This is a genomic window from Cellulophaga sp. RHA19 (assembly GCF_002813425.1).
GTDB lineage: Bacteria > Bacteroidota > Bacteroidia > Flavobacteriales > Flavobacteriaceae > Cellulophaga.
In genome coordinates, this window is the sequence record NZ_PHUL01000001.1 from 2,060,922 (window position 1) to 2,079,047 (window position 18,126).

Genomic DNA, 18,126 nt, shown 5'->3' on the forward strand with positions numbered 1-18,126 from the left:
CCTAATGTAATTTTAGGTGATTTTTTTTATTCTGTAACTATGTGTATTAGCGTAAAGACCTACGCCAGTTTTTGTATGATTTTCTAAAGCTTCTAATCTCGGTGCGTAAAAGGTTTAGGTATTCTTGTTCTTTTACACCGTGGTGCTCTAAACCATTACAATAGCTTAAGATGTTTCTGGTAATAGTATTGATGAATTTAATGCTGTGTAGTTTTGTGTGCTTACAATCGCTACGTTCTGCTTGCTCTATTTGTATAGGCAACAAAATGGCATCTGTAAGTATAGAGTTGGCCATTATATCTCTTAGGCTACTAGACTTATATAGCTGCAATAAATCTTTATTGTAGCTAAAATAAGAAGCTAGTTCTCTACTAGTGTGGCAAAGCGATAATGCTTTTTTATAAACCGGTACTGTACTAAGATTTCTATATGGCATTGTACTTACTATTATATCATAAAATTACATTCTTATTCTTATTGTTTTAATTATGAATATAAAGTGATTTTTTATATTTACTTTTGATTCTAAATATTTTAAACAATAAAGGCTTTGAATAATAAGATTGATGCAATTAGCTGGAAAATTCTTAGTTACCTGCAAAAAAATGCAAGAGAATCTTTTGCAAATATTGGTAGGCAAGTAGGCTTATCTGCACCGGCAGTTGCAGAGCGAGTAAAAAAAATGGAAGACCTTGGTATTATTACAGATTACAAGGCAATGGTGTCTCATACAGAAACCGGTTACCAGTTAAAAGCAATTATTACTTTACGTGCTTTTATGGGTAAACTAAAGCCTTTTTTAGAACTGGTTGGTACTTTTGATGAGGTCATAAACTGCTACCGTATAACTGGTAACGAAAATATTATTATGGAAGTTGTACTCAGAAATCAATTTCATTTAGAGCAATTTATAGATAGATTAATACAATATGGAGAAGCACGTACACATATTATTTTGTCTGATGTAGTTTCTAATGCTCCCATTAAAAAAATTGAGGGCTAGAACACAGGTTTACTAGTAAATTTGTAATTTGCGCCTTTAAATAAAAACATCATTTTTTAGTATAGTTAAAATGCAAGCAGAAGATTTAGACGTTATTGGAAAATACTTACAGATAGCAACAGATAAAGCGGTGTTTTTTTTGCCACGTATTATTGGTGCAGGTTTAGTTATTTGGATAGGCTTTAAACTGGTTAAAAAAGTATTAAAAATGGTTGGTGTTGCCTTAGAAAAAACAGGCATTTCTAAAACACTACGCCCATTTGTATCTTCTTTAGTTGGAGTACTACTAAAGGGTACAGCTTTATTTATAGCGGCCTCAATTGTTGGTGCAGATTTAACAGGATTAATGGCAATTTTAGCAGCTGTTGGTTTTGCTGTTGGTATGGCTTTGCAAGGTAGTTTAGGAAATTTTGCCTCTGGTATTTTAATACTTACGTTAAAACCATATAAAATTGATGACTGGATTCAGCTTGAAGATAAATTTGGTAGAGTTTCTGAAATAGGAATTTTTAGTACTGATATTATTACTCCAGGAAATAAGGTATTAATTATACCTAACTCTAAAATCACAGATTCTGTTGTTACTAACTTTTCAGAAAAAGGAATGATTAGGTTAGAGCTTTTGGTAACAATGCCATACTCAGAAAGTTTTCCTAAAGTAGAAAAAATTATTATTGACGCGTTGTTAGAGCTTCCTAGCGTGTTAAAAGATCCAATTCCGGATATAGGTATACAAACTTTTGATACCCATAGCATACAGTTATTGGTTAGGCCTTTTGTTAATCCAGATGATTACTGGCCAGTTACCTTTGAGGCTAATAAGGCTATAAAAAACGCTTTTAGTAAGCACGGTATACAAGTAGCTTACTCAGAAGGTGTAGAAATGGGAGCTATAGGAGATTAATTTTTTTTAATAAAGTATTTTCTTTTGGCTAGGTTTTTGATGCTTTATATAGAGTTAAAAACAAATATTAATAGTAATTTAGTTTTTAACATCAACTAACTAAAAACCAAAAGACTTTAGCTTGTGAAAAAATTAGTATTTCTACTGTTGGTATCTCTAAGTTTGCAGATTTCTGCTCAAGAATTAACATTAAAAAAAGGAGCTGTTGTAGACAACATAAAGGTAGGAGATTCTTTGCCGTATAGTTTTTCTCTTTTACTTCCATCAAACTTTACAGTTAATAAAAAATGGCCTGTTGTATTTATTGTAGATTATAACAATAGGGAAAAACAAGTAATACGCTTAATGGCTAATATTGCAGAGGAGAAAGGCTATGTTTTGGCTGCGTCAAACAATTTAAACGATACTATTTCAATCTCTAAAAATATTTTAGCATTTTCAAAAACTTTTAATGCTGTGGTAGGAATGTTGCCTATTGATGAAAATCAAATTTATACATCTGGTTTTAATAGAGCTGGTAGGTTAGCATCTACAATTCCTGCATTTATTTCTAATATAGATGGTGTACTGTCTTACAACTCTCCTGTTGGTAATATTGAAATTATTAACGTTAAAAAGCCTTATCAGTATATTGGTATAGTTAGTAACTATAATTTTAATTATACAGAAATGATAGCTAATAAAGAGTTGCTTAATAAGTTAAAAATTCCAAATCAGTTATTAATAGAAGAGTCTACAAACAATTGGCCTTCTACAAATAATTTGTCTAAAGCACTAGATTTATTTAAAATGTCTGCTATGGCTAAAGGTAATGTGGCTGTAGATAGTTTATTTATAAATAATAATTACAATACTACGCTTACTACCATTAATAAATTAGTTGCTTCTAATAAGCTTAAAAAAGCTAAAAACTTGGTAGACCGATCTATAGTGGTATATAAGCCTTTTAAAAAAATAGATTCTTTAAAGGATAAAAGTAATGAATTACGTAAAAATAAAATTTATAAGTCATTAAAGCGTGCAGAAAATAATGTGTGGTTTAAAGAACAGAATTTAAAAAATGATTATGCATATTATATAGAAGAAGATGCGTACACTTACAATTTTAATAACCTTGGATGGTGGGCACATCAGGTAGAAGAGATTCAAAAATTTAAAAGCGGCACAAACCAGGAGCAGCAAAAAATGGGACACAGGTTGCAGGGGTATTTAAATGCATTAACAGATGACTATATAGACAATGCTTTAGCTGTAGAAAATACAGATTTTGATTCATTAAGTTTCTTGTATATGTTAAAAACCATAGTAGCACCTAAAAATTATGAATCTTACCTAAAAATAATATCTTTAAGTGCTAAGAATGATGATTTTGGAACATCGTTATTTTACTTGGAAGAATTACTTAAAAATGGGTATACTGATGCAGATAAACTTTATAATTTAGAGTCTACCACATTGTTAAAACTTACGCCAGAGTACAACCAGCTAATTGAAAATTACCTTAAAAAAGGACGATTTATTCTTGAGGAAGAATAAGGTGCGGTACTTTGTTTACATCCCAGTCTATAACCAAGCCACCAGCTAATGACTGTGCTACCTTTTTACCGTATAGATATTCACATAGGTAAAGAGCGGCTTCAAAACTTTTGGCTCCACCAGCAGAGGTAATATATTTTTTATCGTGTACAAATAATACATTATCTGCAACTTTTAAATTAGGAAACGTTTTTTTGTATAGCGCAATATCACTAGGAAAGGTGGTTGAGGTTACATTATCTAAAACACCAGCTTTTGCAAGTACAAAAGCACCATCGCAATGCGATGTTATAAATAGAGCTTCCTTATTCACTTCTTTTACAAAATTAAGCATCTGGGTGTCTTTTAAATCAGAATCTAAATGATGCTCTGCGCTTGGTACAACCAATATATCTATTTTAGGTAATTTATCTTCAATATAATTGTAGTCTGGTAAAATACGTACACCTTCAAACGTAGTTATTGGCTCTAAGGTGTTAGCAACTGTAAAAGCATTCATCGCTTTAATATTTTCTCTAAACTTAGTATGCTGAAAAATATCAAAAGGAGCTGTAAACTCAGTATTAAAAGTGCCATCCATAATTAAAAAAGCAACGTTATAACGTGTAGAATCTAGCTCAGGATAAAACCGTTCTTCAGTAATATTTTCAATAATTACTTCTGTTTCTGTAGTTTCTTTTTTCTTATCTGTACAGGCAAAAGCAAGACTAACTAGTGTTGCTAATATTATATAATTTAGTTTTTTCATTTGTTTGTAATTGTTATTTGTTTTAAAATTAAAAGCAACACCACGCCAAGTACAGCTATTCCTGTAATAGTATTCCAGGTAAATATATAACCATTATTTGCAATAGAGTGCATACCAAAGTTATGAGCAAAAATATGCGAAATAGAAAAAGCAATACTGTACAAAGCCATATATTCTCCTTGTTTACCACGTTTAGAGCGCTCCATAGCAATAGCATTAGAAAACGGAAAAGCTATCATTTCTCCCAAGGTCATTAGCAACATTCCAACAACTAAAATTCCTACCCAAGAGAAAATATTAAGTAGTATAAAGCTTAGTCCAACTAATATTAAACCAAAAATAACATAACTAGCCTTAGAGTATTTAAGTTTTTCTAGATATTTAATAAGTGGCATTTCAAAAGCAAATATTAAAAAGCCATTCATTGCTAGTAGTAGTCCAATTTTAAACTCACTAAGTTTGTATGCATCACTATAATATACAGGTACGGTAGAAAAATATTGTACAAAGCAAAAGCCAAATAATATCATAGAAGCAATAAATACCCAGTAATAACCGTCTAAATAGGCAGATTTTGGACTTTTGTTTTTAGTGCTATCCATAACCCGTGCTTTTTTAGGATTTAAAACAACAAGTAGTAAAATACTAGCCAGTACGCACGTTAAACCATCTACCCAAAAAAGACCAATGTAGCCTAAAGATGTAATTATAATACCACCTAAAGCAGGCCCAGCAGAAAAACCAAGGTTAATAGCAAGTCTAATAAGTGTAACAGATCTTGTTTTGTTTTCTGGTTTACTATAGGCAATTAAAGCAACAAAAGCTGCAGGTCTAAAACAATCTGCAACAATCATAAGCACAAAAATACCAGCACAAATACTGTAGTAATCGTGTAAAAATTGTAGTCCAATAAATAAAATACCACTGGTAAATAAGCTAAAAAGCATTACTTTATAATACCCAAATTTATCTGTAAGTGTGCCGCCAAGCCAAGACCCAATTAATGATCCTGCGCCAAAGCAAGACATAACCACGCCAACATTTTCTAAGGTTAAACCAACATCATTTTTTAAATAAAGTGATAAAAACGGAATAACCATTGTTCCGGCTCTGTTTATAAGCGTGATAAGTGCTAGCCACCATACTTCTGTAGATAAACCCTTAAATGAGTCTATGTAGTTTGCGTAAAGTTTTTTCATTTTGGTTGGAATAAAAAAAAGCCTGGCGAAAATTTATCGCCAGGCTTGTTAGTAATATAATATGTTTATTTCAATATTAAATACAGCAGCGCTGGCACCTTTGTAAGGTACAGATAGCAACAGATTTATATATTGAAAGTATTTGCATTTTCTTTTATTGAAAAACAAAGCTAAGTAAAAAAGTAATAAGTTGTACTTTTGTTATATTAATTTAATGTGATCTAATGAGGTATTCTATATTTTTATTTTTAATGGTGTTATTAAGTTGCAATGGGCAAAAAAAATACCACACTAATGAGGTTGAAGAAAAAATAGCGGCAGCAAAATCTGATAAGCTAAAAGGTATTTTAGAGTATCATAAGGAGTTAAATGATGAGTATAAAGATGCTAAAACATCACCATTACCTAACAAATACAGAAAAAATTTTGAAGGGTTAGAGTTTTTTGAGCCAGATACAAATTATATTGTAAAAGCAAGATTAGAATTAGTTTTAGGAGCACAATCTTTTTTAATGCCAACTACAACAAATCAAAATCAAGAGTATAAATTGTACGGTAGATTATTTTTTACTTTAAACGGTAAAGATTTACAATTAGAGGTGTATCAAAATCAACAATTAATAAAGCAAAAAAAGTATAAAGATCATTTGTTTTTGCCTTTTTTAGATAATACAAACGGTAAAGAAACGTATGGAGGAGGTAGGTATATAGAGTTATCTGAGCCAGATGAAGATTTTATTATGATAGATTTTAATAGAGCCTACAACCCATATTGTGCTTATAGTAAAAAATATTCTTGTCCTGTTGTACCTATGGTTAACACGTTAGATACAGAAGTTAGAGCAGGCGTAAAAGCATTTAAAAAAGAGGAATAAAAAAGAAGAAAGCCCAGCGCACATACTGGACTTTCTTCAACAACCAAACTATAAACTAAACTTAATTTTTTTAAAAAGAATAAATTGCTGCAATTAAAAAGGTAGATAAACTTTTTGATGGATCTCCGTTGTTATCTAAAAACGGCTCGTCGTTACTCCAAGCATCTAACCTAACTTCTGGCTTAATTGTTAAATCTTCAACAGTAAAGCTGCCAGTTAAAGTAGTTGCAAAAACACTAGCTTCATCGTCTAAACCATCAACTAACTCAGTAAAATACTCACCTCTTAATCCAAAAGTTGCAGTCTCAGAAGCTTTAATCTGTGGGTATAAAGCAACACCAGCAAAACCATTACCATCATTGTCTGCATATGCACCGTTAATACCTAAGTAAAAGCTATCAGATAAATCAAAACCACCAGTATAGTCAATTTCAAAACCTAGGTTAGCTTTATCATCATAATATAAATTTAAGTACTGGCCAGCATACCCTAATTGCGCACCTAATGCGTACTTACTAGTTAAATTATTATCTACATCTGTTACGTTCATTACAGCAAGCATAAGACTAAAGTCATCAGACAATGTAAAATCTGCTTTTAAACCAGTATGAGAAAAAGGTCCACTTGAAAATAGGTGAGATGTACTGTAGTTAAAGTTACCTACAGGAGAAATAACCTCGTAACCTAAATACGTATTAAAACGACCCATTGTTAACTTTGTTCCTTCGCTTACATTCCAATATGCGTACAATTGGTTAACATTTAAACCTGTAATAGCTTGCTCACCTCTTGGGCCAAATACAAGGTCAGCTACAGCTCCTGTTTTTTCACCCTCATAACTAGCAATAATATTAGCCATACCTAGTGCAAAACCAGTTTCATTAGCAAAGGAGGTTAAAGGAGCTATTGGTTCACCTTCAGATGCTTTATCATCTGCAGTTAAATTTGTTCTATAATACGCATCTACAGATCCGCTAATTTCTAATTTTTTATCTTCTTCTTCCTGAGCAAAAATTAATGCAGAGGATAACATAACTATTGAAAATGATATTTTTTTTAAGTAATTTGTTGTCGTATTCAATTTCATATTAAATAAATTTTAAACCCTTTAATATTAGGGGTTTGTTAGTGATTTTGTTTTGTGTTATTGAAACATTTTACGACGGAGCGTTCTGCCAAACGCTCCGTTTTTGTTTCTGTTGATTATTTTTCAGTTGTTGTAAACTCAGGATATACTTCAATATCGTGTTCATGAACATCTAAACCTTCTAATTCTTCTTGTTTAGAAACTCTTAAACCAATAGTTTTCTTTAGTATAAAAAGTATAACAAATGTTGTTCCTGCAGCCCATAAAATGTAAGCTAAAGAACCATATGTTTGCACTAGTAGTAAGCTAGCTCCACCACCGTTTAATAGTCCGCCATCTAGGGCAAAAACACCTACTAAAACGGTACCTATAAAACCACATACACCGTGTACAGATATTGCACCTACTGGATCATCAATTTTTAATTTTCTATCTATAAATTCAATAGAAAGTACAACTGCTATACCACAGATAAGACCTATAGCTAATGCTCCCCATGCGTTTACGGCACCACAACCAGCAGTAATACCTACTAAACCAGCTAAAGCACCGTTTAATGTCATAGATATGTCTGGTTTTCCGTACTTAATCCAAGTAAAGAAAAGAGCTGCAACTGCGCCAATAGCAGCGGCTAGGTTTGTATTTATAATAACACTTCCTGCAGCAATAGTGTTGTCTCCACCCCAAGCTAATTGAGATCCGCCATTAAAGCCAAACCATCCTAACCATAAGATAAATACACCTAAAGCACCAAGAATCATATTGTGTCCTGGTATAACATTTACTTTTCCGTTTTCATATTTTCCTATACGTGGGCCAACTAATATAGCTGCAACTAAAGCAGCACCACCACCAACGGCGTGTACTACAGAAGAACCAGCAAAATCTACAAAGCCAGCTACATTTAACCAAGCATTATCGTCAAAAGGCCAGTACCAGCTACCAGAAATAGGATATATAATAGTTGTTAATATTGCAGAGAATATTAAGTATGTAGAAAATTTAGTACGTCCAGCTATAGCTCCAGATACAATTGTGGCAGCTGTTGCGCAGAAAACTGTCTGAAAAAATAGATTGTACCAATCTGTTGCAGAAAAGAAAAAGTATCCTTGTTCTGTTGGACTTGTTCTAAAGAATCCGCCTAAAACAGTGTCGCTACCGTACATAATACCGTAACCAACTGCCCAAAACATAATAGATCCTACGCAAAGGTCCATAATGTTTTTCATTATAATGTTACCAGAGTTTTTACTACGCGTAAAGCCAACCTCTACTAATGTAAAGCCAGCCTGCATAAAAAATACTAGTATTGCTGCGATTATTATCCATAATGCACCCATATCACTATTGATGCTCTCAACAGCTTTAGTTAGTGCTTCTTGTTGTTCGTTAATCATAATCTTAAATTTTAATAGTGTCTTTGGTTTGGTTAGTTTATTCCTGCGTGCCCGTTTTCTTTAGTTCTAATACGGTATGCATCAATAATTTCAGATACAAATATTTTGCCGTCACCTACATTGCCTGTGTAAGCAGCATCTAAAATTGTGTTTACAGTTTTTTCTAAAAATTCGTCTGAAACTATAATAGATAAGTATCTTCTTTGGATATCAGTTGTGCTGTAAGATATACCTCTGTAGACGTGTCCCTGCTTTTCATTTCCAACTCCTGTAACATCCCAGTAGCTAAAAAAGTTTACTTCAATTTGGTGTAACGCTTTTTTTACATCATCAAATTGAGATTTTCTAATAATTGCTTCAATTTTTTTCATATCGTTTAGTTAATTACAGGGTAAATGTATTTAATTATGTATTACCCCTATTAAATTAATAGGGTTGAAATTAAATTTTTATGATATAAATAAAATAACCCCCACTTTAAATGGGGGTAATGTAATTATTATTTAATTTTTTGTTAAAATGATATTTAGATAATGAATAATTTGAGCACAAAGGGGTATTTAATAGCAAAAATGCTACTATTGGGTGTTAATAATAGAAATAATATTATTTTTTTAAGAAGTATTATAGGGATTTAGAAATCCAGAAGCCCGCTATTACGGCAAATATGCCAATAGTAATACTTAATAAGGTGTATAGTGCAAAATGTAAAAAGTCACCACTCTTTAATAAAGTTTGGTTTTCAAATGCAAATGTAGAAAATGTAGTGAAGCCTCCGCAAAAACCTGTAGCTAAAAGTAACGCTTGATTTTCTGTAAGGTAATTGCCTTTTAGAGTTAAGCCTATAATAAGACCAATAAGTAAGCTACCTATTATGTTAACTAAAAAAGTTCCTAAGAAATAGGGTTGAAATGAATTATTTAGTGTTTTGCTTATAAGAAAACGCAAAACACTTCCTGCTCCTCCGCCCAAAAAAACAAGTAATAACTGTTTCATACCTTACAAAGGTAAAAAACTATATTGCTTTTTTGTATTTTGTAGAGATTATATTAAGTGGGTATACTTTAGCAGTGTTTTCTGCTGTAGTTTTACTAATAGATTTTTTTGTTTTAGAGCTATTACGATTAACGCTAAACACTAGAAGTAAGGCATTTATAGCCACTAGGATAAATAAGATGTTAAGGAAAATAGTCATTAGGCAGGTTTTTTTATCAGTACAACGCAAAAATACGTGTTTTCTTACACTATAACGAAGGAAGTCTATTTTTTGTTGTGTGTTGCTTGATTTTTGTTATGAATGGTAAAAAAACGTTAATTTTTTAGAAATTGCTTAATAATAAACAAGGAGATTATGAAGATAATAAATGTAATTGCTACCCATTTTACACCAGAATAGTTTTTTAAATGTAATTTTTTGTCCTTTTTATATGTAATTACAATAATAACAGTAAAAACAATTACAAAAAGAGCAGCAAATATATATTGTCCGGTGGTAAACATATTTCTATTTTTGTGCAAAACTAACGTAAAATAATACAAATGAAAAATAAACTTAAAGCAGTAGAGTTATTTCATAAATCTTTTGGAGCAGGAGTTTCTGAAGAATTAAAATCAGATCTAGGAGAGCAAAAGAATTTATTGCGTTTTAACCTTATGGATGAGGAAAATAAGGAGTATTTAGAAGCTGCCAATAATAAAGATATGGTAGAGGTTGCTGATGCTTTAGGTGATATGTTATATATTTTATGTGGTACAATATTGGAGCACGGTATGCAGTATAAAATTGAAGAGGTCTTTGATGAAATACAGCGTAGCAATATGAGTAAGCTTGGTGCAGATGGTAAACCAGTGTATAGAGAAGATGGTAAAATATTAAAGGGGCCAAACTATTTTAAACCAAGTATAGAAGCTATTCTTAAAAAATAAAAAAAGTGCCTAATTAGGCACTTTTTTATATTATAAAGGTTGGTATTAAGATTATTCAACCTTAAAACGCCATCCAAATTTATCTTCAGCTTTGTTGTATTGTATGCTAGTGATACTGTCTTTTAATAAAGTAGCATAACTATCGTCAACAGTAGGTAGCATATAATCTGTATCTCTAAAGCCAAAACCAGCAATAGGAGAAATAACAGCTGCAGTACCTGCACCAAACATTTCTTTTAAGCTACCATCTTTTGCGGCATCTACTAATTCTTGTACTTTAATTTTACGAACCTCAGTTTTTATACCTTGGTCTTCAGCTATTTTTAAAATACTTTTACGGGTAATACCATCTAAAATACGGTCACTAGTTGGGCACGTTAATAAAGTATCATTAATACGTACAAAAACGTTCATTGCACCTGCCTCTTCAATATACTCGTGTGTATTATCATCTGTCCAAATAACTTGTTGGTATCCTTTGTCTTGTGCTAATTTAGTTGGGTAGAACTGGCCAGCATAGTTACCACCAGCTTTTGCAAAACCAACACCACCGTTTGCAGATCTAGAATATTTTTCTTCTATAAGTACTTTTACTTCTCCAGAAAAATAAGAACCAGAAGGTGCACCACAGATTATAAATTTATATTCATCTGCAGGAGATGCATGAAAACCATTACCAGTTGCAAACATAAAAGGTCTAATGTATAAAGAACTTCCAGCAGATTTCGGAATCCAATCACTATCAGTCTTTAATAGTGCTTTTAACCCTTCCATAAAGTAATTTTCTGGAATTTCAGGAATAGCTAATCTTTTTGCAGATAAGTTTAAACGTTTATGATTATCTAAAGGACGAAACATCCAAATAGCATCTTGCTCATCTTTATATGCTTTCATTCCTTCAAAAATAGATTGTCCGTAATGAAAAATCTTAGAAGATGGATCTAAAGATATTGGCTGGTAAGGAACAACCTTTGGAGCTTCCCAGGCACCATTTTTATAATCGCAGACCAACATATGATCCATATAAATACTTCCAAACGAAAGATTATCAAAATCAACATCGTTTATTTTACTGTTTTTAGTCTTTTCTACACTAATTTGATTTGTAGTAACATCCATAGTATTCATAATTTAAGATCATAAAATTAATCAATTATCAGTACTAGTGCTTCTTTTTTAGATTAAAATTGTTCAAATTTGCATTCTATCACTAAATTTTATCAGATATGAAAAGTTTTAACATTTTGCTTGTAGTAATTTTATTGTTTATGTCTTGCAAGGAGGCAAAAAAAGAAACAGTAGTTCAGGAACCTGAGCAAAAAATAGAAGAATTAGCATCTTTTGGAGAAAAAATAACAGTAGATAACGCTAAGGTAACCAAAGAAATGGCAGTTGTTTATCATAATTTAGCAGTTGCAGACACGGTAACAACTAAGTTTAAGGGTAAGGTATTAGATGTTTGTCAGTCTAAAGGGTGTTGGATGAAATTAGATTTAGGAGATGGTGAACAAGCAATGGTAAAATTTAAAGACTATGGTTTTTTTATGCCTAAAGATATTGCAGGTAAAGAAGTTGTAATAAACGGAAAAGCTTTTATAGAGCAAATGTCTGTAGATGAACAGCAGCATTATGCAGAAGATGGTGGTGCAACTAAAGAAGAAATAGCGCAAATTACTGAGCCTAAAAAAACCTACAGGTTTGAGGCAGATGGTGTGCTCTTAAAAGAATAAATATTTGAAACGTAAAATAATAACAACAGGTGATGGTTCTAAAACCATACAAATAGAGGATTGGAACGAGCAGTACCACTCTATACACGGAGCGGTGCAAGAAGCTTATCACGTATTTATAAAACACGGCTTATCTTTATTTAAAGATGAGCCTGTTTCTATTTTAGAAATTGGTTTTGGTACAGGGTTAAATGCTATAATTACAGCGTTAGAGGCTTTTAAAAGTAATTTAACTATTAATTACACTGGTGTAGAGGCTTATCCTGTTTCGTTAGAAGAAGTATCGCAATTAAATTATATAGAGCAGTTAAATGCTAAAGAATCTGCAGATGTATTTGCTAAAATGCATAAAGTAGAATGGGAGGTAAGTAATACTATTTTGCCAAATTTTCAGCTTTTAAAGAGAAAACAAGATTTTTTAGAGATTACAGATAAAGCTACTTGTAATCTTATTTATTTTGATGCTTTTGGTGCTAGGGTACAGCCAGAACTTTGGACAGAGACTGTTTTTAAAATAATGTACAATGCATTAAAAACTAACGGAGTGTTGGTAACATACGCAGCAAAAGGTAGTGTTAGGCGCGCTATGTTGGCAGTTGGTTTTAAGGTAGAACGCTTGCCAGGACCTCCAGGGAAAAGAGAAATGTTAAGAGCAACTAAGTCATAAGTAGTTTTTTACAATAAACTTTAGTGACATTTTGACATTTTTAAAGAAATGGCAGTACTTTTGCCATCTTAAAATCCAAGACATTAAACGTTAGCATATAATGAGTAAAAAAGATAAAGCTGAAGAAGTAGCACAAGAAGAAAAAATAAACAAAGCTGCTGAAGAAGTTAAGGAAAATGCAGAAGCTCCTGTAGAAGAAACAGTAGAGTTGTCTGTAGAAGAACAATTGCAACAAGACTTAGCAAAAGAAAAAGATAAGTTTTTACGTTTGTTTGCTGAGTTTGAAAACTATAAAAAGAGAACGTCTAAAGAGCGTATGGACTTGTTTAAAACAGCAGGTCAAGAAGTTATAGTATCAATGCTTCCAGTTATGGATGATTTTGACAGAGCAATGAAAGAAATTTCTAAGTCTGAAGATAAAGAGCTAGTTACTGGTGTAGAGCTAATACAAAATAAATTTACAGAAACTTTAAAGGGTAAAGGTTTATTAGAGATAGAAGTTGCGCAAGGTGATGCATTTAATGCAGATGTACACGAGGCTATTACTCAAATTCCTGCTCCGGATGAAAAGTTAAAAGGTAAAATTATAGACGTAATAGAGAAAGGATTTACGTTAGGAGATAAAATTATTCGTCACCCAAAAGTAGTTGTTGGGAACTAAAAATAAGAAATGAAAGAAGATTTTTACAGCATATTAGGCATCACTAAAAATGCAACTGCAGCAGAAATAAAAAAGGCATACCGTAAAAAAGCAATAGAATTTCACCCAGATAAAAATCCTGGTGATGCTAAGGCAGAGGAGATGTTTAAAACAGCAGCAGAAGCATATGAAATTTTAAGTGACCCTGATAAAAAAGCAAGATATGATCAATACGGTCACGCTGCCTTTGAAGGTGGTGCTGGCGGTGGCGGTGGCGGCTTTGGCGGCATGAATATGGATGATATCTTTAGTCAGTTTGGAGATATCTTTGGCGGTGGCGGCTTTGGTGGTGGCTTCGGCGGCGGTTTTGGCGGTGGCCAACGTAGAGTAAAAGGTTCTAATCTTAGAATTAGAGTTAAGCTTACTTTAGAGGAGATTGCTAATGGCGTAGAAAAAAAGGTCAAAGTTAAACGCAAAGTGCAAGCAGACGGTGTTACTTATAATACTTGTACTACTTGTAATGGCTCTGGGCAGGTTACTAAAATTGCAAATACAATTTTAGGAAGAATGCAAACTTCTGCTACTTGTAGTACTTGTGGAGGTAGTGGTCAAATTATAGATAAAAAACCAGCAGGTGCAGATGCACAAGGTTTAATAGCTAAAGAAGAAACTGTATCTATTAAAATACCAGGTGGTGTAGAAGATGGTATGCAGTTAAAGGTGCCAGGAAAAGGAAACAGTGCGCCAGGTAATGGTGTTAACGGTGATCTAATAGTACTTATAGAAACAGAAGAGCACAGTACTTTAAAAAGAGAAGGTGATAACTTGCATTATGATTTATACATAAGTATTTCTGAAGCAGTTTTAGGTACTTCTAAAGAAATTGATGCTGTTGGCGGAAAAGTGCGTATTAAGCTAGAAGAAGGTATACAGTCTGGCAAAATATTACGTTTAAGAGGTAAGGGTATTACAAGCTTAAATGGTTATGGTAGCGGAGATCTTTTAGTACACGTAAATGTGTGGACACCAAAAGAACTTAACAAAGAACAAAGAGAGTTTTTTGAGCGTATGGCTGGCAATGAGAATTTTGCTCCACACCCAGAAAAATCTGATAAATCTTTCTTTGAGAAAGTTAAAGATATGTTCTCTTAAAGAGCAAAGAGTATTGAGCAGTGCTTGTCACTGCTCATTTTTTTTCCCATCCTTATGTAAATAAGGGTGGGTTTTATTTTTATATGCTACCATTTATCTATCTTTGGAAAAATTGTGAAAATGAGTACTATTTTGGCGGCAAAAGGTGTTTCTAAAAAATTTGGAGACCATACAGCCCTAAACAATGTTTCCTTAGAAATTCCTAAGAATTGTATATATGGTCTACTTGGACCTAATGGCGCAGGAAAAACTACGCTAATACGTATTATAAATCAAATTACTTTTCCAGATACTGGTGCTGTTTTTTTTGATGGCGAACCCTTAAAACCAGAGCATATAGCAACTATTGGCTATTTGCCAGAGGAAAGAGGTTTGTATAAAAGTATGAAGGTTGGTGAACAGGCTTTGTATTTGGCACAGTTAAAAGGCTTATCTAAGGCAGAAGCTACAAAACGACTTAAATATTGGTTTGATAGGTTAGATATAGGAGATTGGTGGAATAAGAAAGTGCAGGAATTATCTAAAGGTATGGCGCAAAAAATACAGTTTGTTGTAACTGTACTTCATCAACCTAAATTATTAATTTTTGATGAGCCTTTTAGTGGTTTTGATCCTATAAATGCTAATATAATAAAGGATGAAATTCTTCACTTAAAAGAAGAAGGTGCTTCAATAATATTTTCTACTCACCGTATGGAATCTGTAGAAGAATTGTGCGAGTACATAGCACTTATTCATCAATCAGAAAAAATACTAGACGGAAAATTATCAGACATTAAAAAAGAATATAAAAACAATATTTTTAATGTAGGGTTGCAAGTATCTGAGCAGAATGATGTTTTAAAGAAGTTGGAAGAAAAACATAAAATATGGACACCATCTTACAATGAGCAAGATAAGCAGTTAGATTTTAAAATACAATTGCCTTCTAATGATACAGGTGCATTGTTAGGGTATTTATCAGAAAAAGGAAAAGTAAACCACTTTGTAGAAACAATACCGTCTGCAAACGATATTTTTATACAAACCGTAAAAAGCAAAACAAAGTAGTGGGTAAATTAAGCTTAATTATAAAAAGAGAGTATTTAGCTAAAGTAAAAAACAAGTCGTTTATAATAATGACTTTTTTAAGTCCTATTTTAATGGTAGGTATGGTTGCTTTGGTCTTGTATTTAGCAATGCTAAATGATAGTGATAAAAGAGTTATTACTGTATTAAATGAGAGTAGTTTTTATGCAGATGATTTCATAAATACAGAAAGCACATCTGTAGTGCGTTTTAAAAATATAAGTTTAGAGCAGGCTAAAGATTCTACAGAGCAACTTGGTTACTATGGTTTGGTTTTTATACCAAATGGTAAAACTTTAGAAGATGTGGCAAAATCTTCATATTTTTTCTCTAAAGAATCTCCTACAGATGGTTTTTTAGAGGATTTAGAAGATATTTTTCAATATAGATTAAAACAAAAAAGATTAGAGAGTTTAGGGGTTTCAGAACAGCAGTATAGTTCTATTAGCAAAAACTTTTCTATACATACGGCTACATTTCAAGGAAAAGAAAATTTAAAAGGATTAAACGAGCTTAACGCTATAATTGGTGGTGGTTTTGGCTATTTAATAATGATGTTTATTATAATCTACGGTAGTTTTGTAATGCGTAGTGTAATAGAAGAAAAAACTAGTAGGGTAATAGAAGTTATTATTTCATCGGTTAAGCCTTTTCAGTTAATGATGGGTAAAATAATAGGAACATCTTTGGCGGGTGTAACTCAGTTTGTAATATGGGTAGTATCTGGTTCTATTTTATTTTTAATTGTATTTTTAATTTTTGATTTAGATATGACTGCCTTGCAAAATGGTAGTTCTAGTTTACCGCAAGCACAAGCTATGAAAATGGCAAGTGGCGGTATGGAGGATAACATACAACAATATGCCGAAATGTTTTTACAAATACCGTGGGTATCTTTGTTTAGCTTTTTCTTGGTATATTTTGTTTTAGGGTATTTAATTTATAGTTCTATATATGCGGCAATAGGTGCTGCTGTAGATAATGAAACGGATACGCAACAGTTTATGTTACCTGTAATATCACCACTAATGTTAGCTATTTATGTTGGTTTTATTTCGGTTTTTAGTAACCCTCATGGGCCAGTGGCAGTTGGGTTTTCTTTATTTCCGTTAACGTCTCCAATAGTAATGTTAATGCGTTTATCTTCTGGTATAGGGGAAGGTGGTGTGCCAGTTTGGCAATTGGTAGTTTCTGTTTTGTTATTAATAGTTACCTTTTTATCTATTGTGTGGTTGGCAGCAAAAATATATAGAATAGGTATTTTAATGTATGGTAAAAAGCCAAGTTATAAAGATTTATATAAGTGGTTAAAATATTAATATGGAAGAGTTAAAAAATATTCTTAAATACTTAAAAGACTTAATGTCTTACAAGTTGGTAGATGGTGATAAAGTAGTTATTACGGTAAGTACTTTGGTTACTATTGTGGTGGCTATTTTGGCTGTTACCTATATTTTAAAACTCATACATAGAATAGTTGTTGCTAAATTACCGCAAGATGATAAAAATAAGTTTTTAAGTATATTTAATTTTTTAAAGTACTTTTTGTACATCCTAGCAGTAATAACTGTTTTGCATTCTTCTGGTGTAGATTTAACTGTTTTGCTTACTGCATCTGCCGCTTTATTTGTTGGTTTAGGTTTTGCACTGCAATACCTTTTTCAGGATATAATTTCTGGAATTTTAATTATTTTAGATCAATCTTTACATATAGGAGATATTATAGAGGTAGAGGGTAAAGTTGGTAGAGTTTTTGAAACTAGATTAAGAACAACAAGGGCTTTAACCAGAGATGACAAGGTAATTGTTATACCTAACCATAAATTTTTAACAGATAGTATTTACAACTATACTCAAAACCATAAAACTACAAGAGAAAATGTGAAAATAGGTGTTGCGTATGGTAGTGATGTAGAATTGGTGTCTAAGTTGTTATTAGAGATTATAGATGGTAAAAAAGGAATTCTAAAAAATCCGGCACCTTTTGTACTATTTGAAGATTTTGGAGATTCTGCACTTATGTTTTCTGTGAATTATTATACTAATGATAGTTACGGCGACCCTAGAATTAAAAGTGATTTGCGTTTTTTAATAGACGCGGCTTTTAGAAAAAATAATATTTCTATCCCTTTTCCACAAAGAGATATACATATTATTAATAAATAATTTAGTTGATATTTACGTATACATTAGT

General features: G+C 32.1%; 20 protein-coding genes. 12 read left to right on the plus strand and 8 right to left on the minus strand.

Translation table 11 applies throughout. From position 1 onward, the window contains the following. Positions 1 to 46: 46 nt before the first annotated feature. Positions 47 to 436 (minus strand): hypothetical protein, encoded by a 390-nt coding sequence (locus AX016_RS09080; RefSeq protein WP_100895299.1) that lies wholly within the window; start codon positions 434 to 436, stop codon positions 47 to 49. Between the two features lie 114 nt (positions 437 to 550). Here AX016_RS09080 and AX016_RS09085 point away from each other — a divergent pair, with 114 nt between their 5' ends. The 3 genes from AX016_RS09085 to AX016_RS09095 all read left to right on the plus strand — a co-directional run bounded on the left by AX016_RS09085 (position 551) and on the right by AX016_RS09095 (position 3,443). After that, on the plus strand, positions 551 to 1,003 hold the full coding sequence (locus AX016_RS09085) for an Lrp/AsnC family transcriptional regulator (protein ID WP_100895300.1): 453 nt from the start codon (positions 551 to 553) through the stop codon (positions 1,001 to 1,003). A gap of 70 nt (positions 1,004 to 1,073) precedes the next feature. Then, positions 1,074 to 1,907: a mechanosensitive ion channel family protein gene (locus AX016_RS09090; protein WP_100895301.1), complete on the plus strand. Its 834-nt coding sequence runs from the start codon at positions 1,074 to 1,076 to the stop codon at positions 1,905 to 1,907. A 123-nt stretch (positions 1,908 to 2,030) separates the two neighbouring features. Continuing rightward, positions 2,031 to 3,443, plus strand: coding sequence for an alpha/beta hydrolase (locus tag AX016_RS09095; protein ID WP_157811116.1), 1,413 nt, complete (start codon positions 2,031 to 2,033; stop codon positions 3,441 to 3,443). Here AX016_RS09095 and AX016_RS09100 read toward each other — a convergent pair. Both AX016_RS09100 and AX016_RS09105 read right to left on the minus strand, forming a co-directional pair. Then, positions 3,424 to 4,191 (minus strand): DJ-1/PfpI family protein, encoded by a 768-nt coding sequence (locus tag AX016_RS09100; protein ID WP_100895303.1) that lies wholly within the window; start codon positions 4,189 to 4,191, stop codon positions 3,424 to 3,426. The genes AX016_RS09095 and AX016_RS09100 overlap by 20 nt on opposite strands. Beyond that, complete coding sequence (locus tag AX016_RS09105; protein ID WP_100895304.1) at positions 4,188 to 5,390, minus strand: MFS transporter; 1,203 nt, start codon at positions 5,388 to 5,390, stop codon at positions 4,188 to 4,190. The genes AX016_RS09100 and AX016_RS09105 overlap by 4 nt, the downstream gene beginning before the upstream one ends. Positions 5,391 to 5,614: 224 nt before the next feature. Between AX016_RS09105 and AX016_RS09110 the strand changes: the two genes are divergently transcribed. Continuing rightward, the gene (locus AX016_RS09110; protein WP_100895305.1) at positions 5,615 to 6,265 is read left to right on the plus strand and encodes a DUF1684 domain-containing protein; all 651 of its coding nucleotides are present in this window, start codon (positions 5,615 to 5,617) and stop codon (positions 6,263 to 6,265) included. 70 nt (positions 6,266 to 6,335) lie between these two features. Here AX016_RS09110 and AX016_RS09115 read toward each other — a convergent pair whose 3' ends face one another. The 4 genes from AX016_RS09115 to crcB form a co-directional block, all read right to left on the minus strand. Further along, positions 6,336 to 7,352 (minus strand): outer membrane beta-barrel protein, encoded by a 1,017-nt coding sequence (locus AX016_RS09115; RefSeq protein WP_100895306.1) that lies wholly within the window; start codon positions 7,350 to 7,352, stop codon positions 6,336 to 6,338. Between the two features lie 116 nt (positions 7,353 to 7,468). Further along, positions 7,469 to 8,749: an ammonium transporter gene (locus AX016_RS09120; protein WP_198519421.1), complete on the minus strand. Its 1,281-nt coding sequence runs from the start codon at positions 8,747 to 8,749 to the stop codon at positions 7,469 to 7,471. Positions 8,750 to 8,781: 32 nt separating this feature from the next. Beyond that, positions 8,782 to 9,120, minus strand: coding sequence for a P-II family nitrogen regulator (locus AX016_RS09125; protein ID WP_100895307.1), 339 nt, complete (start codon positions 9,118 to 9,120; stop codon positions 8,782 to 8,784). Between the two features lie 253 nt (positions 9,121 to 9,373). Continuing rightward, positions 9,374 to 9,745, minus strand: a complete 372-nt coding sequence (gene crcB, locus AX016_RS09130; RefSeq protein WP_100895308.1) for a fluoride efflux transporter CrcB — start codon at positions 9,743 to 9,745, stop codon at positions 9,374 to 9,376. Positions 9,746 to 10,288: 543 nt separating this feature from the next. Here crcB and AX016_RS09145 point away from each other — a divergent pair. Further along, the gene (locus tag AX016_RS09145; RefSeq protein ID WP_100895311.1) at positions 10,289 to 10,675 is read left to right on the plus strand and encodes a nucleoside triphosphate pyrophosphohydrolase family protein; all 387 of its coding nucleotides are present in this window, start codon (positions 10,289 to 10,291) and stop codon (positions 10,673 to 10,675) included. A 51-nt stretch (positions 10,676 to 10,726) separates the two neighbouring features. On the opposite strand, the gene AX016_RS09150 is transcribed toward AX016_RS09145, so the two are convergent. Further along, positions 10,727 to 11,794, minus strand: coding sequence for a branched-chain amino acid aminotransferase (locus AX016_RS09150; RefSeq protein WP_100895312.1), 1,068 nt, complete (start codon positions 11,792 to 11,794; stop codon positions 10,727 to 10,729). A gap of 107 nt (positions 11,795 to 11,901) precedes the next feature. Here AX016_RS09150 and AX016_RS09155 point away from each other — a divergent pair, with 107 nt between their 5' ends. The 7 genes from AX016_RS09155 to AX016_RS09185 all read left to right on the plus strand — a co-directional run bounded on the left by AX016_RS09155 (position 11,902) and on the right by AX016_RS09185 (position 18,098). Further along, complete coding sequence (locus AX016_RS09155; RefSeq protein ID WP_100895313.1) at positions 11,902 to 12,405, plus strand: DUF4920 domain-containing protein; 504 nt, start codon at positions 11,902 to 11,904, stop codon at positions 12,403 to 12,405. A gap of 4 nt (positions 12,406 to 12,409) precedes the next feature. Continuing rightward, the gene (gene mnmD, locus AX016_RS09160) at positions 12,410 to 13,072 is read left to right on the plus strand and encodes a tRNA (5-methylaminomethyl-2-thiouridine)(34)-methyltransferase MnmD (RefSeq protein ID WP_100895314.1); all 663 of its coding nucleotides are present in this window, start codon (positions 12,410 to 12,412) and stop codon (positions 13,070 to 13,072) included. Positions 13,073 to 13,172: 100 nt separating this feature from the next. Continuing rightward, positions 13,173 to 13,733: a nucleotide exchange factor GrpE gene (locus AX016_RS09165; RefSeq protein ID WP_100895315.1), complete on the plus strand. Its 561-nt coding sequence runs from the start codon at positions 13,173 to 13,175 to the stop codon at positions 13,731 to 13,733. 9 nt (positions 13,734 to 13,742) lie between these two features. Further along, positions 13,743 to 14,864 carry a molecular chaperone DnaJ gene (gene dnaJ / locus AX016_RS09170; RefSeq protein WP_100895316.1) on the plus strand — a complete coding sequence of 374 codons (1,122 nt, stop codon included), beginning with the start codon at positions 13,743 to 13,745 and terminating at the stop codon, positions 14,862 to 14,864. Positions 14,865 to 14,984: 120 nt separating this feature from the next. Beyond that, complete coding sequence (locus tag AX016_RS09175) at positions 14,985 to 15,914, plus strand: ABC transporter ATP-binding protein (protein WP_100895317.1); 930 nt, start codon at positions 14,985 to 14,987, stop codon at positions 15,912 to 15,914. Continuing rightward, on the plus strand, positions 15,914 to 17,251 hold the full coding sequence (locus tag AX016_RS09180; RefSeq protein WP_100895318.1) for an ABC transporter permease: 1,338 nt from the start codon (positions 15,914 to 15,916) through the stop codon (positions 17,249 to 17,251). The genes AX016_RS09175 and AX016_RS09180 overlap by 1 nt, the downstream gene beginning before the upstream one ends. A 1-nt stretch (position 17,252) precedes the next feature. Then, positions 17,253 to 18,098 carry a mechanosensitive ion channel family protein gene (locus AX016_RS09185; protein ID WP_100895319.1) on the plus strand — a complete coding sequence of 282 codons (846 nt, stop codon included), beginning with the start codon at positions 17,253 to 17,255 and terminating at the stop codon, positions 18,096 to 18,098. Positions 18,099 to 18,126 lie beyond the last annotated feature (28 nt).

Bases quoted from the DNA above. Each gene is read 5' to 3' on its own strand.
- AX016_RS09105 (WP_100895304.1), bottom strand. From the start codon at position 5,390: ATGAAAAAACTTTACGCAAACTACATAGACTCATTTAAGGGTTTATCT.
- AX016_RS09125 (WP_100895307.1), bottom strand. From the start codon at position 9,120: ATGAAAAAAATTGAAGCAATTATTAGAAAATCTCAATTTGATGATGTA.
- AX016_RS09100 (WP_100895303.1), bottom strand. From the start codon at position 4,191: ATGAAAAAACTAAATTATATAATATTAGCAACACTAGTTAGTCTTGCT.
- crcB (WP_100895308.1), bottom strand. From the start codon at position 9,745: ATGAAACAGTTATTACTTGTTTTTTTGGGCGGAGGAGCAGGAAGTGTT.
- AX016_RS09165 (WP_100895315.1), top strand. From the start codon at position 13,173: ATGAGTAAAAAAGATAAAGCTGAAGAAGTAGCACAAGAAGAAAAAATA.
- dnaJ (WP_100895316.1), top strand. From the start codon at position 13,743: ATGAAAGAAGATTTTTACAGCATATTAGGCATCACTAAAAATGCAACT.
- AX016_RS09120 (WP_198519421.1), bottom strand. From the start codon at position 8,749: ATGATTAACGAACAACAAGAAGCACTAACTAAAGCTGTTGAGAGCATC.
- AX016_RS09175 (WP_100895317.1), top strand. From the start codon at position 14,985: ATGAGTACTATTTTGGCGGCAAAAGGTGTTTCTAAAAAATTTGGAGAC.
- AX016_RS09145 (WP_100895311.1), top strand. From the start codon at position 10,289: ATGAAAAATAAACTTAAAGCAGTAGAGTTATTTCATAAATCTTTTGGA.
- AX016_RS09080 (WP_100895299.1), bottom strand. From the start codon at position 436: ATGCCATATAGAAATCTTAGTACAGTACCGGTTTATAAAAAAGCATTA.
- AX016_RS09150 (WP_100895312.1), bottom strand. From the start codon at position 11,794: ATGGATGTTACTACAAATCAAATTAGTGTAGAAAAGACTAAAAACAGT.
- AX016_RS09115 (WP_100895306.1), bottom strand. From the start codon at position 7,352: ATGAAATTGAATACGACAACAAATTACTTAAAAAAAATATCATTTTCA.
- AX016_RS09155 (WP_100895313.1), top strand. From the start codon at position 11,902: ATGAAAAGTTTTAACATTTTGCTTGTAGTAATTTTATTGTTTATGTCT.
- AX016_RS09185 (WP_100895319.1), top strand. From the start codon at position 17,253: ATGGAAGAGTTAAAAAATATTCTTAAATACTTAAAAGACTTAATGTCT.
- AX016_RS09110 (WP_100895305.1), top strand. From the start codon at position 5,615: ATGAGGTATTCTATATTTTTATTTTTAATGGTGTTATTAAGTTGCAAT.
- AX016_RS09090 (WP_100895301.1), top strand. From the start codon at position 1,074: ATGCAAGCAGAAGATTTAGACGTTATTGGAAAATACTTACAGATAGCA.